This window comes from Amycolatopsis sp. NPDC034160, assembly GCF_055575355.1.
Genome location: NZ_JBVISU010000036.1, coordinates 40,435 through 54,115, shown reverse-complemented (window position 1 = coordinate 54,115; position 13,681 = coordinate 40,435). Strand labels below are relative to the sequence as shown.

The 13,681-nt window shown below is 70.8% G+C and carries 13 protein-coding genes; 5 read left to right on the top strand and 8 right to left on the bottom strand.

Going from position 1 to position 13,681, the window contains the following annotated elements; translation table 11 throughout:
* Nucleotides 1–151: 151 nt before the first annotated feature.
* From ACZ54P_RS39340 to ACZ54P_RS39310, 7 genes are read right to left on the bottom strand one after another with little or no spacing between them, the layout of a single operon-like run.
* The gene (locus ACZ54P_RS39340) at nt 152–1,687 is read right to left on the bottom strand and encodes an FAD-dependent oxidoreductase (protein ID WP_465466709.1); all 1,536 of its coding nucleotides are present in this window, start codon (nt 1,685–1,687) and stop codon (nt 152–154) included.
* Entirely contained in the window at nt 1,684–2,415 is a 732-nt protein-coding gene (locus tag ACZ54P_RS39335; RefSeq protein WP_465466708.1) for a class I SAM-dependent methyltransferase, read from the bottom strand. The genes ACZ54P_RS39340 and ACZ54P_RS39335 overlap by 4 nt, the downstream gene beginning before the upstream one ends.
* Nucleotides 2,412–2,732, bottom strand: a complete 321-nt coding sequence (locus ACZ54P_RS39330) for a lycopene cyclase domain-containing protein (RefSeq protein WP_465466707.1) — start codon at nt 2,730–2,732, stop codon at nt 2,412–2,414. Before ACZ54P_RS39330 ends, ACZ54P_RS39335 begins: the two co-directional genes overlap by 4 nt.
* Nucleotides 2,729–3,070 (bottom strand): lycopene cyclase domain-containing protein, encoded by a 342-nt coding sequence (locus ACZ54P_RS39325; RefSeq protein WP_465466706.1) that lies wholly within the window; start codon nt 3,068–3,070, stop codon nt 2,729–2,731. Before ACZ54P_RS39325 ends, ACZ54P_RS39330 begins: the two co-directional genes overlap by 4 nt.
* The gene (locus tag ACZ54P_RS39320) at nt 3,071–4,033 is read right to left on the bottom strand and encodes a phytoene/squalene synthase family protein (RefSeq protein ID WP_465466705.1); all 963 of its coding nucleotides are present in this window, start codon (nt 4,031–4,033) and stop codon (nt 3,071–3,073) included. It abuts the gene before it with no gap.
* A complete protein-coding gene (crtI, locus tag ACZ54P_RS39315; RefSeq protein WP_465466704.1) occupies nt 4,030–5,547 on the bottom strand; it encodes a phytoene desaturase family protein in 1,518 nt (505 codons plus the stop codon). The genes ACZ54P_RS39320 and crtI overlap by 4 nt, the downstream gene beginning before the upstream one ends.
* Nucleotides 5,544–6,644 (bottom strand): polyprenyl synthetase family protein, encoded by a 1,101-nt coding sequence (locus tag ACZ54P_RS39310; RefSeq protein ID WP_465466703.1) that lies wholly within the window; start codon nt 6,642–6,644, stop codon nt 5,544–5,546. The genes crtI and ACZ54P_RS39310 overlap by 4 nt, the downstream gene beginning before the upstream one ends.
* Nucleotides 6,645–7,063: 419 nt before the next feature.
* On the opposite strand from ACZ54P_RS39310, the gene ACZ54P_RS39305 reads away from it, so the two are divergent.
* From ACZ54P_RS39305 to ACZ54P_RS39285, 5 genes are all read left to right on the top strand, one after another.
* Nucleotides 7,064–7,954 (top strand): MerR family transcriptional regulator, encoded by an 891-nt coding sequence (locus ACZ54P_RS39305; protein ID WP_465466702.1) that lies wholly within the window; start codon nt 7,064–7,066, stop codon nt 7,952–7,954.
* 67 nt (nt 7,955–8,021) lie between these two features.
* Nucleotides 8,022–9,050: a DUF5914 domain-containing protein gene (locus tag ACZ54P_RS39300; protein ID WP_465466701.1), complete on the top strand. Its 1,029-nt coding sequence runs from the start codon at nt 8,022–8,024 to the stop codon at nt 9,048–9,050.
* Entirely contained in the window at nt 9,037–10,269 is a 1,233-nt protein-coding gene (locus ACZ54P_RS39295; protein ID WP_465466700.1) for an NAD(P)/FAD-dependent oxidoreductase, read from the top strand. Before ACZ54P_RS39300 ends, ACZ54P_RS39295 begins: the two co-directional genes overlap by 14 nt.
* 52 nt (nt 10,270–10,321) lie before the next feature.
* The gene (locus tag ACZ54P_RS39290; protein ID WP_465466699.1) at nt 10,322–11,398 is read left to right on the top strand and encodes an NAD-dependent epimerase/dehydratase family protein; all 1,077 of its coding nucleotides are present in this window, start codon (nt 10,322–10,324) and stop codon (nt 11,396–11,398) included.
* Between the two features lie 16 nt (nt 11,399–11,414).
* On the top strand, nt 11,415–13,007 hold the full coding sequence (locus tag ACZ54P_RS39285; protein ID WP_465466698.1) for a phytoene desaturase family protein: 1,593 nt from the start codon (nt 11,415–11,417) through the stop codon (nt 13,005–13,007).
* On the opposite strand, the gene ACZ54P_RS39280 is transcribed toward ACZ54P_RS39285, so the two are convergent.
* A complete protein-coding gene (locus tag ACZ54P_RS39280; protein WP_465466697.1) occupies nt 12,998–13,459 on the bottom strand; it encodes an SRPBCC family protein in 462 nt (153 codons plus the stop codon). The genes ACZ54P_RS39285 and ACZ54P_RS39280 overlap by 10 nt on opposite strands.
* Nucleotides 13,460–13,681: the final 222 nt, after the last annotated feature.

The following is a 13,681-nucleotide window of genomic DNA, read 5'->3' as shown; positions in this document are numbered from 1 at the left end:
CATCACCCTCAGCCCTACCCACATCGGCACCATCATCAAAGCAGCCCTCGTACTCACCCAACTCGAACACCAAGGCCGCTACTGAGAAAACCTCATTGGGGACATCAGACCGCGGTGCGAGCCGACATCGCACGCAATGCGCCACGTTGCCTTAGCCCTCACCGGGCATCGAGGTGGCCAGCCGGTTCAGCAGGCGGATCCGACCGTGGTTGGGGACCGAGCGGATCGGGTGCCCGGCGAGGCCCCAGCGCCCGAGAAGCGAATTCGCCGCGGTCCAGCCGGTGGCGGCCGCGCGTTCCATGAGGGCGACCGGGAGGTCTATCCGGATGCCGTCGCCCGCGAGCGCCAGCGCCGGGTCGGGTGTTTTCACCTTCGGCCGCCGGGCGAAGTCGCCGACTCCGAACAGCGGGCAGTCTTCGCGCCACAACGTGATGTCGCCGACGACGCGGGCGTCCCTGGTCTCCGGATAGATTTCGTGGAGGCGGCTCTCCAGTGCTTTTTCCAAGCCGCTCGAATCGTCGGTGGCGGCCGCGTAGGCGTGCAGTTCGACGACCGATCCGCCGGTGCGGGCGGCCCAGCGGCGGGCTTCCCCCTCATATCGGTCGAGCACGCTGATGTTGTCCAGCGGCGGGATGCTGCCGGTGCCGAGGAACGGCGACCGGTGTGGTTCGACCGGGCGGTCGAGCCAAAGCCGTCGGACCAGGAATGGCGGGGCCGTACGCAAGTCGCCGATGTCGGCTCGCCAGGACTCGGTGCCGACCTCCGGTGAAGCGGCCACGATCTCGCGCAGGCCGGCGACATCGCAGGCGAGGACCACGCCGTCGAAGTGCTCCGTCCGGCCGTCTGATTCGAGCGCGAAACCTTCCGGGGTCCGGCCGAGGCCGGTCACCGCCGTGCCGGTGCGGAGGTCGACGCGGCGGCCGGTGAGATAGCTCGCGAGTGGGTCCCAGAGCGCTTGGGGGAACGGCTCGGTCGGTACGTCGAAGACGAGGCCTTCGCTGGAGCCCAGGAAATACAGGTGGAACATGGCCGCCAGCTCCGCGGCCGACAGGTCGCGCGGGTCGGCGAAGAAGCTGCGGGAGAAGACCTCGAACGCGAGGTGCTTGGCGGCGGGCGGGAAGTTGATCGCTTCGAGGAAGGTCGCGGCGTCGGTGCGGTCGAGCCGGTGATAGATCTCCGGCACGCTGACCGTCGCCAGCGGCAGGGCTTCGCGGCCGCTGAGATGCAGCAGGTCCTTGCGGGTGAAGGTCGGGCTGCGCCAGGCGAACGCCACCGCGTTCCACGGCGGGGTGCGCGGAAGTCCGGCGAAGGTGTCGATGCGGCCGTGGGCGTCCAGCAGGGGGTAGTCGGTCAGCGGGGTGAGCCGGTCCAGCCGCGGATCGGTGCGCGCGAGCAGGGCGCGCAGGTTGTAGTACTGGCGGAAGAAGGCGTGGAAACCCCGGCTCATGGTCACCGCGGTGCCGTCCGGGAGCCGTTCCCGCCAGCCGCCGACCCGTCCGCCGAGATGGTTTTCGCGTTCGAAGACGGTGACGCCGACGCCGCGTTCGGCCAGCCCTGTGGCCGCGGTGAGCCCGGCGATGCCGCCGCCCACGATCGCGGCGGTGGGACGCCGCCCGAGCAGTCCGGCGTCGGGCAGGCCCGCCGGTGCCTGCCGGGTGACGCGGCGGCGGTCCCGGGGGCGGGTCACGGTGTCTCCAAGGGTGCGGTGCCGACGACGGTGTGGACGATGTCGCGTTGCCAGCCGCGGACGGTCGCGGTGTGGACGTCGGTGAATCCGGCGTCGGTGAGGCGCCGGGTGAGGGCCGCGATGCCGTCGAATTCGAGAACGCTGCGGCGGAGATGCCGGTAGAGCGTGGCATCGCCGGTGGTGAATTTCCCGAGCGGGATGATCGCGCCCGCGCAGACGGCGTTCCAGACCAGCCGGGCGCGCCGCGAATCGCGGACGGAGTACTCGTGCACGGCGATCCGGCCACCCGGTCGGAGCAGCTTGCGGAGCCGGCGCAGCTGAGTGGCCGGGTCGGTGAGGTTGCGCAGCAGGTACGCCGCCAGGATCCCGTCGAACGGGCCGTGGATCCCGGCCAGCTCCTCGACCGGGGTGTGCACGAATTCGACGTTGTCGGGCCAGGTCTTGCTTCGGGCCCGCTCCAGCATTTCGCCGGACGCGTCGAAGGCGGTGATCCGGGCGTTCGGCACCGCGGACAGGAGCGCCGCCGTGGACGCGCCGGTCCCGCAGCCGGCGTCCAGCACGCGCAGGCCGGGTGCCTTCGCGGGGAGGGCGAGCCGCCCGGCGGACAGGCGCAAATGCTCGTGGTAACCGGGATTCGCGCCGACGAGGCGGTCGTAGAACCGGGCTTCGGTGTCGAAGGCCGATGGCACGGTTTCGCGCGGCAAACCGTCTCGCGCCATGGCGTTCATCGCGCTTCCTCTCGTGCTCGGGCTCGTTCCCACAGCAGCAGTACGGCGGTCACCATCGCGAAGCCGAAGAGGAAGTCTTCGACCGGGATGTCCCAGGGGAACCGCCAGCCGGTGATGTGTTCGGGCGCGTAAAGGACGATCGGCGCGGACAGTTTCGTCAGCCAGCCGTCGACGGGGATCTGGAACGCGGTGACGATCACCATCGTGAGCCAGTAGGCGGGTTTGCGGAACAGCCCGGTCTTCAGCACGGCCAGCTCGACGATAATGACCACCAGCACCGCGGCGACGGCTGGAACCGTGTAGCCCCAAGGAATCATCGCCGAACCGCCGGTTTCCCGCGCCGCCGGACCGCGGTGAGGGTGAGCTGGACCGCTTCGTAGGTCAGCAGGCCGCAGATCGGGATCACGACGAAGAAGAGGATCTCTTCCAGCGGAAGGGAAAACGGCGCGTGGACACCGGTGACGAACTCCGGTGCGTAGGTCCAGACCTCACCCGCGATCGCCAGCGCGTCCCAGACGAGGAAGACGACGGCCACCGGGAGCAGCGCGCGGGCCAGTCGTTTCGGCCGCCGGTAGACGCGGGCACCCGCGATTTCCAGCGGCAGCGTCACCAGCACGCACGCCGCCAGCACGACGAGGTATTCGATCTTGCCCACTCAGGCCACCGCCGACGGGGGAGCGGGAGCGGGATGCCGCGTGCGAGCCCACTGCGCGCGAGCGAGCGCGCCGCAGGCGACGCCGAGCCGACGGCGCCGGGACACCGACGCCCGGCCGGCGAAGACGTCGTGGTCCGCGTCCTCGATCCGGTCGAGGATCTCCCCGTAAAGGGTCGCGGCGGTGGCCACACAGGGCCGTGAGACCGGATGCAGCATCGCGATCCCCGGCCGCGCTTCGGCGTAGATACGCCGGGTCACCGCGACCTGTTCCTTGATCGCGGCCCGTACGCGTAAGTCGGAGCGACCGTGCTCCGCGCACCACGACAGCCGTTCGCGGTCGACGTCGTGTTCCTTGAGTTCGTCGGCGGGCAGGTAGACCCGTCCGCGGGCGAAGTCCTCGGCGACGTCACGAAGGAAGTTGGTGAGCTGGAAGGCCTTGCCGAGCGCGGCGGCGCGCGGTGCGGCCTCTTCGTGGGGTGCCACCGCGCCGAGGATCGGGAGCACCTGCAGGCCGATCACTTCCGCGGAGCCGTGCACGTAATCGTCGAGGTCGGTCCTGGTCGCGTAGTCGGTCACGCTCAGGTCCATCCGCATCGAGGCGAAGAAGGCGCGGAAGAGCCGCTCCTCCAGTTCGTACCGGGCCGCCGTGTCGATCACCGCCGTCAGCAGGGGATCGTCACTCGTGCCCGCGGTCAGGTCGGCGAGGAAGCGAGCCTCCACTTCGGACAATCGTACGGCCAGGGACTCCGGGGTGGCGTCCGCGTCGGGCTCGTCGACGATGTCGTCCAGCCACCGCGCGAAACCGTAGAGCGCGTGGACGGCGGGCCGTTGCGCGGGAGTCAGCATCCGCGTCGCCAGGAAATACGTCCGGCCGTGCCGGGCGTTGACGTCGCGGCACCAGGTGTAGGCGGCTCGCAGGTTCGGGTCGCGGATTTCGGCGGCGTCGAGTTCGCGTCGGGTCATCGGCTCGCCTCCGCGGCCAGGTCGAGAACACGGGAGCGGCGTCCGGGTACGCCGGTGATCCGGTCGGCGGCCAGCCTGCCGGAGATCAGCACGGTCGGCACGCCGACTCCCGGCACCGTCGCGCCACCGGCGAGGACGACGTTTTCGGTGCCGCGCGGCAGGTTCCGAGGGCGGAACGGTCCGGTTTGGACGAACGAGTGGGCGTAGCTGAAGGGGGTTCCGGCCACCAGCCCGCGGTCTGCCCAGTCGGCGGGGCTGACGACGTCGGTGAACTCGGGTTCGAAGCCCGGCAGCGCTCGCTGCCGGGCGATGGCGAGGATCTCCTCCGCGTACGGTTCGGCGTCGGCGGCCCAATCCGCGGGGCCCCGGTCGAGATTCGGTACCGGGGCGAGGATCGAGTAGAGCTGACGGGTCAGCGGTGCGAGGCCCGGATCGGTCGCGGTCGGCCGGGTGATCAGCAGGGACGGATCGGTCATGCGGTGTCCGGTGGTGATGAGTTCGTGGAAGGTCGAGCGCCACTCGTGTCCGAAGGAGATGGTGTGGTGCCCGGTTTCGGGCCGGGTATCGGGACCACCGGTGTGCACGATCAGCGCCGACGGCGCGGCCCGCAACGGAACAGGGCGCTTCGGGTCCCGGCCGAGCAGCCGGTAACTCTCGGCCAGTTCGGTCGTCAGGACCACGGCGTCGCACGGATGGCGTTCGCCCGCGGCCGTGCGGACCGCGTGGACGCGGCCGCCTTCGCGTTCGAGCTTGTGCACGGGGTCGCCGTAGTGGAAGGTGACGCCGTTCTCGGCGGCGACCCGGGCGAGTGCCTGGGGGAGCGCCGCGACCCCGCCGGGCGGGAAATACACGCCGCCGACGGTGTCCATATAGGAGATGACCGCGTACAGAGCCAGCGCCCGCATCGGCGACTCGCCCGCGTAGAGCGCTTGGAAAGTGAAGACCCGTTTCAGCCGCTCGTCGGACAGGAAGGACCCGATTTTGGGTTCCAGCCGACGGAATCCACCGAGCGCCACCAAACGGGCCAAGTCCGGGTTGAGCATGCCCAGGGGTGAGTCGATGTTCGAGTCGATGAACCGGCCGAACTCGGTGCGGTAGAGCCGGGTCAGCCATTCGCGCAGCCGGAGGTATCCCGCGGCCTCGGCGGGACCGGCGAACTCGCGTACCGCCTCCGTCATCGCCGCGGCGTCGGTGTGCACGGGCAGCGTGCTGCCGTCGGCGAACTGCGCCAGATAAGCCGGATCGAGCCGGATGAGCGGTAGTTCCTCGTCGAGGTCGGCGCCCACGGCGCCGAAGGTGTCTTGCAGGATCGAAGGCATGGTCAGCACTGTCGGGCCGGTGTCGAGCAGATAGCCCTTGCGTTCGACCCGCCCCGCCCGGCCACCCGGGCCGGGGTCGCGTTCGAGGACGGTGACCTCGCGGCCGCGGCCGGCCAGGTGCAGCGCGGCCGCCAGACCCGACAACCCCGCGCCCACCACGACGATCCGGTTCGTCCGGCCAGGCACGGTTTTCACTGGTCGCGCTCCGTGCATCGGGTGGCGAGGAGAGCCAGCGCGTCCGAGGCCTGTCGCGGGACGACGGCCGGGTCGATCACCGCCAGGGCCTTGTCGGCCCGCTCCCGGATGAGTTCGCCGAGACGCTCGCGCGCTCCGGTCGCCGTGATCAGCCCGCGCCAACCGGAGACGGCGTCATCGTCCACAGTGGTCAGGTTCAACAGTTCGCCGAGTTCGTCGCGCTGCGCCCGGTCGGCCATCTCGGCGGCGAGCACCACGACGCTGGACGCCTTGCGATCGCGGAGGTCCTGACCGGCGGGCTTGCCGGTGACGGCGGGATCGCCGAAGACGCCGAGCAGATCGTCCTTGAACTGGAACGCCTCACCGACCAGGCCGCCGTACTCGGCGAGCGCGCCGAGGACGTCCGGACCGCAGCCCGCCAGCGCCGCGCCGAACTCCAGTGGCCTGCGGACGGTGTAGTTGCCGGACTTCCGGCGCAGCACGTCGAGCAAAGCGTCCCAGCTGGGGAGTGTCCGTGCGTCGTTCACCAGATCGGCCAACTGCCCGACCGCCAGCTCCGCGCGCATCGTGTCGTACCTCGGCCAGCCGCGCGACAGCGTTTCCGCGTCCAGACCGGATTCCCGGAGCAGCTGTTCCGACCAGACCAGGAAGAGATCACCGGCCAACGTCGCCGCGGATTCGCCGAACCGGTCGGCGGATCCGCTCCACCCCTGTTCGGCATGCCACCGCGCGAACCGAACATGCAGCGCGGGACGGCCCCGTCGCAGTGCCGAGCCGTCCATGACGTCGTCCTGTGCCAGCGCGAAACAATGGAGCAGTTCCAAGCTCGACGCGGCCCGCAAGGCGGCGTCCGACTCCGGGCCTCCGCACCGCCAGCCCACGTAGGCGAACATCGGCCGGAGGAACTTTCCTCCGGCAAGGAACTGGGGGACGACGGTTTCCGCGAGTTCGCCCTCGGTGCGGCCGGAAAAGTGCTCGGCGGCCCGTGCTTCGACGAAACCGCGTGCTTCGGCGAGACAACGCGCGCCCAAAGCGTCCAGCCACTCGGCAGGCGCCTCCTGCGACGGCGCCGCTTCCGCCGCCATGGTCGACGCCATCCGACTCTTCCCTTCCGCCGATCCGGTGATTCGTTTCATAATCGTTTCACTTCTGAGGTAACCTTGTCTACTAGATCCGGCGACACCCCCGCAACTCGGGCGGTATCGCCTGTGGAGCAAGGAAGACCGGGGATTTCCCGGCGCTTCCCGGCTCAAACCCGGATCGCTCGCGGATCGAAGAAGACCGCCATGCGAACGAGGGTGGCCCGGTCCCCGCCACCCTCGGGAGCCCGGTGCCCCTCGCGCCGGGTTCCCGGCGCCCGGTGGCACCTGGCGTTGACCGGTATCTCCCCGGTCGCGCCGTGGTGCCGCCGGGCGTTCGCTCGTTTCGGTGACGGTATGCGCCCGCCCACGTCCGATGACCTCGTAAGCTGCCCGCAGTTGATCCCCGTGCGAGTGAGCACTGGAACGCGGAATGGATGGACGTCGACGAGATGAGCGGCCGTTTCGGCCCCCGAGCCGGAGGTTCGTGGACCCCTGGCAAGGTAGCCGAGGTGCTGGGCGTCTCGCCGGTCACGCTCCGGACCTGGGCCGCGCGTTACGGTGTCGGCCCCACCTTGCGGGGCGAGGGGCGTCATCGCCGTTACTCCGACACGGACGTGCGCAGGCTGCAGCATATGCAACGGCTGATCGACCGCGGGATTCCTGCCCGCGAAGCGGCCGCGGCCGCCTTTTCCGCTGCCGACGTCACAGTCCCCGCCGTACCGGTCGACAGGCTGGTCGGCGAACTGGAGCAAGCCGCCGAAGACCTCGAGTTCGCTTCCCTCGCGGTGTTGCTGGACGAGACCCTCGACACGATCGGCGCGGCGGCGACGTGGACCGACGTGTTGCTGCCGATCCTGCGCCGCCTCGGGCGCCGCTGGGCCGGGGGTGACGTGTGCTTCGAGTCGGAATGGGCGCTCACCACCGAGGTTTCCCTGGCGCTGCAACGCTATGTCACCCGGTTCACCACCGTGCCCACCGAACGCGGAGTGCTCATCGCCTGTTGCCCGGACGAGCGGCACAGCCTGCCGATCGAAGTGCTCCGCGCGTCGCTGCTGGAGATCGGTGTTCCCGCCCTCTACCTCGGTCAGCTGGTGCCCGCGGAGACCATGGCCGGTCTGGCGTCCAGACTGGATCCGGTCCTGGTGGTGCTGTGGTCGATGTCCGCCGGCACCGTCGACGTCCTGCTGTGCGAGCGTCTGCAGCGGCAGGGAATCGAGGTCGTCGTCGCCGGTCCCGGCTGGGAAGGGCTCGACGTTCGTGGCGCGTCCTGGGTCAACGACTTGACCACCGCGCTGGATGTCTCCGCCGCCCGCTTCAAAGCCTGAACCGTTGCGGGATCGCTCCAAGTGCCTGAGGATGGCGGGGGACGACGCGTGGCAGGGAGGGCTTCCGGTGGATCTCAGGCGGCAAGTGGTCGAACGTTGGCCGTCGAAGTGGCCGGTCCAGCCGTTCCGCGAACCGGCTTGGGCCCGGCAGGAACCGACCTACCGCGCATGCAGCCCCGTGCTGATCGACGCCGCGGTCAAACGCGCCGACGCCCGTCCGGCGGGAAATTGGTTCGTCGTCGCGGCCAGCCGTGAGATCCGCGAGGATCAGCCGCTGGGGCTGCGCGCCGGTGGTCGCGAACTGGTGGCCTGGCGTGACCCGGACGGCGACCTGGTCATCGGACCCGGTGCCTGCCCGCATCTCGGTGCCCCGCTCGAGCAGGCTCGTGTCCATTGTGGAGAGTTGGTCTGCCGGTGGCACGGGCTGCGGATCGGGCCGGAGCGGCCGGGCTGGACACGGTTGCCGTCCTACGACGACGGAGTGCTCGCCTGGGTGCGCCTCGACCGCTTCGGTGGCGAAACCCCGACGGAGCGGCCGATCGTGCCGGTCCGTCCGCCGGGTGAGGTCACCATCGACGCGGTCGCGACGCTGACCGGGGCGTGCGAACCCGTGGACGTCGTCGCCAACCGGCTCGATCCTTGGCACGGCGCCTGGTTCCACCCGTACTCGTTCACGCGTCTGCGGGTTCTTTCGGCTCCACAAGGGAACGATGTCACCGACGCCGACGACAAATTCGTCGTCGAGGTGACCTTCCGGTTGGCCGGGAAACTGGGCGTGCCGGTGATCGCCGAGTTCACCTGCCCGGAGCCGCGCACGGTGCTGATGACCATCGTCGACGGCGAAGGCGCGGGCAGTGTGGTCGAAACCCATGCCACCCCGCTCGGGAACGGCCCCGACGGACGACCGCGCACCGCCGTGATCGAGGCGACGATAGCCACGTCCGACCGGCCCGGTTTCGCCAAGGCCGCCCGGATCGCACCGGCACTGAGGCCACTGATGCGCCGCGCGTCCGCCCGTCTCTGGCGGGACGACCTCGCCTACGCCGAGCGGCGCTACGCCTTGCGAGCGGGGGACATCGCCGATGGCCACGCATGAAACCGACGTCGTGATCGTGGGGGCGGGGCTCGCCGGTCTCGCCGCGGGTCTGCGCCTGCACCGGGCCGGGATCGCTTGTGTGGTCCTGGAAGCCGGGGACGAGGTCGGCGGACGGGTGCGCACGGACGTCGTCGACGGCTTCCGGCTGGATCGCGGCTTCCAGATCCTCAATCCGGCTTACCCCGCCATCCAGCGCCTTGCCGACGTCGGCGCGCTCCGGCTGGGCAAACTCTGGCGCGCGGTCAGGGTTTCCGACGACGACCGCACGAGCCTGCTCGGAAATCCCTTGGATACGCCCAAGGCGCTGCGCGATGTCGCGGCGCGGCGGTACCTGTCGGCCAAGGACCTGGCCGCGCTCGGTGCGCTGACCGCACGCGTCGCCGCTGGCCCGGCTCGCTCGATCATCCGGGGCGACGACGGTACGACCGCCGACGAACTGCGCCGGGCCGGGCTGTCGGACCGGGCCGTCGACACCGTGCTGCGCCCGTTCCTGTCCGGGGTCTTCCTGGAAGCAGGCCTGGCTACCTCTTCCCGGTTCTTCCGGTTGGTGTGGCGAAGTTTTCTCCGGTCCGCGCCGTCGTTGCCCGCGCTCGGGATGGGAGAACTGCCTAGGCAACTCGCGCGGCTGCTGCCCGCTTCCGCCGTGCGGACCGGCTGTTCGGTCGACGAAGTCGAAGGCGGCCGGGTGCGTACCTCCGGCGGAGACGTCTGGAACGCGCGAGCCGTCGTCGTCGCCACGGACGGGACGACCGCCGCGCGGCTTGTCGGCGAGGTCCCCGAACCTCGGTGGAACAGCGTCACGACGTGGTACTTCACCCCGCCGCGGACACCGTTGCGGGAGCCGGTCATCGTGATCGACGCCCGTGGCGGGCCGATCCTCAACACCGCCGTGCTCAGCGAGGTGTGTCCCACCTACGCCCCGGACGGCGCCGCGCTCGTCAGCGCCTCGGCGCTCACCCCGCTGGAGGAACCGGAAGTGCGGCGAGAGCTGAGCCGGCTGTATCGCACGGACGCGTCCCGATGGCCGCTGGTGAGGCGCTACGAGATCCCGCACGCGCTACCGGCCATGAAGGCGCCGCACGACATTCGCCGTGAAATCCGGTTCGGGGAACGGCTTTACGTCTGCGGCGATCATCGGGATACCAGCTCCCTGCAAGGCGCACTGGCCTCCGGTGGCCGGACCGCCCGAGCCGTGGCGCGCGACCTCGCGTCGGGCTGAGTGGTACGCCACGAAACGTTTCCGCGATCACCGGCCCGGGTAAGCACACGCTGTGCGGATCGTGATCACCGGGGCGACCGGAAACGTCGGGACGGCGCTGCTCCACGCCCTCGAACCCGGCGACGACGAGCTGATCGGCGTGGCCAGGAGGCTGCCCGACACCACGGCCGCGCCGTATCGCGCGGCGGCCTGGTCGGCCATGGACCTGGGGGACGACGTCGGCCGCGCGAAGCTGACCGACCTGGTGGAGGGCGCCGATGCGGTCGTCCATCTCGCCTGGGCGATCTCACCGGAGCGCGAGGACCCGCCGATGTGGCGGACCAACGACCACGGGACCCGGAACGTGCTCGCCGCGGTGGCCGCGGCCGGGGTACCGCGTCTGGTCGTCCTGTCGTCCGTCGCCGCCTACGGGCCGGCGCCGCGGTGGGAGAAGGTCACCGAGGATTGGCCGCGCGAGGGCATTCCGACCAGTGCCTACAGCCGGGGCAAAGCCGGGCTGGAGGCTTTGCTTGACCGGTTCGAGGCGGCCCATCCGGAGATCGGGGTGGCCCGGTTGCGGCCGTGCGCGATCCTGCAGCGACGGGCGGCGGGGGAGTTCGAGCGCTGGCTGCTCGGCCCGGCCGTCCCCGCCGGTGTCGTGGGTCGCCGATGGCTGCCGCTTCCGTTGTGGGCGGATCTGCGGGCGCAGGCGGTGCACAGCGCCGACGTCGCCGAAGCGATCCGGCTGGTGCTTGAGCGGCGTTTCACCGGGGCGGTGAATCTCGCCGCCCCGGGGGTGCTCGACGCCGACGCGCTGGCCGGTCTGCTCGGCGGGATGCGTGTCCCGGCGCCGCGATCACTCGTCCGGGTGGCCGCGTACGCCGCCTGGCGGACGGGCGCCTTGCCGCTGCACCCCGGTTGGCTGGATCTCGCCGACGGCGCGCCGCTCGTGGACACCACTCTCGCCGAGACCACACTGGGCTGGAAACCTGGGTACGACGCCGCCAGTGCGCTCGCGGAACTGGTCGCCGGACTCCGCTCCGGTGAAGGGGCCGCGAGCCCGCCGCTCGCCCCACCGCGTGGGCACGGCCTGGTGGCCCGGGTCCGCTCGCTCGCCCGTGGCAGGCCCAGCCACCAATCACAGTCCTGACGATCGGGAGGCTCGGATGAGCACGGAAGTCTTCGACGCGGTCGTCATCGGCGCCGGCCACAACGGCCTGGTCGCGGCGAACCTCCTGGCCGACGCCGGGTGGTCGGTGCTGGTGCTGGAGCAGGCGGAGAAGCCGGGCGGCGCGGTACGGACCGACGAAGTCACCGCGCCCGGGTTCCGCAACGACCTCTGCAGCGCGTTTTTCCCGCTCACCGCGGTATCGCCGGTGATGCGGGGACTGCGGCTCGAGGACCACGGGTTGAGCTGGCGGCACGCCCCCGACGTCCTCGCGCACGTGCTGCCCGACGACCGGTGCGCGGTGCTCTCCCGGGACATCGAGCGGACGGCGGCCTCGGCCGACGGATTCGCGCCGGGCGACGGCGCCGCGTGGCGGAGCTTGTTCGCGCAATGGCAGGACATTCGCGAACCGCTGCTGAACGCGTTGTTCACGCCGTTCCCGCCGGTGCGCCCGGCTGTGCGGCTGCTGCGGCGGACAGGGACCGCCGACGCGCTGCGGCTCGCGCGGATGCTCACCTTGCCCGCCCGCCGGTTGGGGGAAGAGCAGTTCGACGGCGAGGGCGCCCGGTTGCTGCTGGCCGGGAACGCCGCGCACAGCGATATCTCCGTGGACAACGCGGGCAGCGCCGTCTTCGGCTGGCTGCTCGCGATGATCGGGCAGGACGTCGGCTTCCCCGTGCCGGCCGGCGGAGCCGGTGAGTTGATCGCTGCACTGGTGCGACGGCTCGCGGCCCGCGGTGGCGAGATCCGATGTGGTTGTCCCGCGACGGAAGTGCTTGTCGCGCGGGGACGGGCGATGGGCGTGCGCGACGGCGACGGAAACCCGATCCGGGCGCGCAAGGCGGTACTCGCGGACGTGCCGGCGCCGACGTTGTACGGCGAGATGGTCGCGCCGGAATGGCTGCCCTCGCGGCTGCTCGACGATCTCGGCCGATTCCAATGGGACAGTGCCACGGTGAAGGTGGATTGGGCGCTGTCCGGTCCCGTTCCGTGGACGGCGGAAGACGCTCGCGGAGCCGGCACGATCCACCTCGGCGCGGACCTGGACGGACTGTCGGCGTTCGGCGGCGAACTGGTCCGCGGCCGGAGCCCACGGAACCCGTTCCTGCTGTTCGGGCAGATGACGACGAGCGATCCGCACCGGTCGCCGCCGGGTACCGAGGCGGCGTGGGCGTACACCCACGTTCCTCGCGGGCTGATGGAGAACCGGGAGGAACTGGACCGGCACGTCGCGCGGATCGAAAAGACGGTCGAGGCCCGCGCGCCAGGGTTCCTCGACCTGATCCAGGGCCGGTACGTGCAGGGCCCACTCGAACTGGCCGCACACGACCCCGGGCTGGTCGGAGGCGCGATCAGCGGTGGGACCACGGCCATCCACCAGCAGTTGTTCTTCCGGCCAGTCCCCGGCCTCGGCCGCTCGGACACCCCGGTGGACCGCTTGTTCCTCGCGGGCTCGTCGGCGCATCCGGGAGGCGCGGTCCACGGCGGGCCCGGCGCCAACGCGGCCCGCGCCGCGCTGGCCAGGGCTGGCCTGCTCGGCGAGGGCTACGCGGCGGTGATCGGCGCGGCGAATCGCGTTGTCTACCGCTGAGCGCCCTTGCGGTTGGCGTACTTCCCGGTCGCCAGATCCGCCAGGCGGGCGAGGCCTTCGGTGTTGCGCGGTTTGGCGACGAGTGCCTGAACCGCCTCGGGCAGTACCTTGCCGGGACCACGCACGACGCTTTCCTTCATCCGGACCTCGGTCTTGCCTTCGCCGTGGGGGAGGAGCGTGAGCTCGACCGCCGCCGCGCCGAGCGGCCAGCCCCTCGCCTCCAGCGACAGGGAAACCCCGGGCTCGACGGCCTTCACGACCGTCACGTCCTGGATGTGGAAGGGCCACGGTCCGACGCTGTGGTGGATCCGGGAACCGACGGCGGGCCAGTCCTCGTCGACGTCACGGATGTGGGAACTGCCGACGACCCAGCTCGCGTACAGCCAGCCGTCGGCGAGCACGGTGAAAACGGCGTCCGGCGGTACGTCGACGACTCGGCTGACTTCGCTCACGGCGTCCTCCTGGTGTGGTGGCGGAGCCCGGATACCCCGACTTGGATCGAATACGCGACGCCCGGTGGATACCCGGGACGGGCGAGTTCAATCGGGTTCTGTGCGGGGGTCGTGGGGGGGGGGGGGGGGGGTCAGCCCAACCGCCACCCCCCAACCCCCGGGCACGCGCCCCTTTTTTCCCTTTTTTTTTTGAATGAGCGGCGAGCCCCCCTCCTTTTCTCC

Coding starts and splice junctions, on each gene's coding strand:
- ACZ54P_RS39335 (WP_465466708.1), bottom strand. CDS start 2,415: ATGAACGCCATGGCGCGAGACGGTTTGCCGCGCGAAACCGTGCCATCG.
- ACZ54P_RS39330 (WP_465466707.1), bottom strand. CDS start 2,732: ATGATTCCTTGGGGCTACACGGTTCCAGCCGTCGCCGCGGTGCTGGTG.
- ACZ54P_RS39320 (WP_465466705.1), bottom strand. CDS start 4,033: ATGACCCGACGCGAACTCGACGCCGCCGAAATCCGCGACCCGAACCTG.
- ACZ54P_RS39310 (WP_465466703.1), bottom strand. CDS start 6,644: ATGGCGTCGACCATGGCGGCGGAAGCGGCGCCGTCGCAGGAGGCGCCT.
- ACZ54P_RS39305 (WP_465466702.1), top strand. CDS start 7,064: ATGGACGTCGACGAGATGAGCGGCCGTTTCGGCCCCCGAGCCGGAGGT.
- ACZ54P_RS39295 (WP_465466700.1), top strand. CDS start 9,037: ATGGCCACGCATGAAACCGACGTCGTGATCGTGGGGGCGGGGCTCGCC.
- ACZ54P_RS39285 (WP_465466698.1), top strand. CDS start 11,415: ATGAGCACGGAAGTCTTCGACGCGGTCGTCATCGGCGCCGGCCACAAC.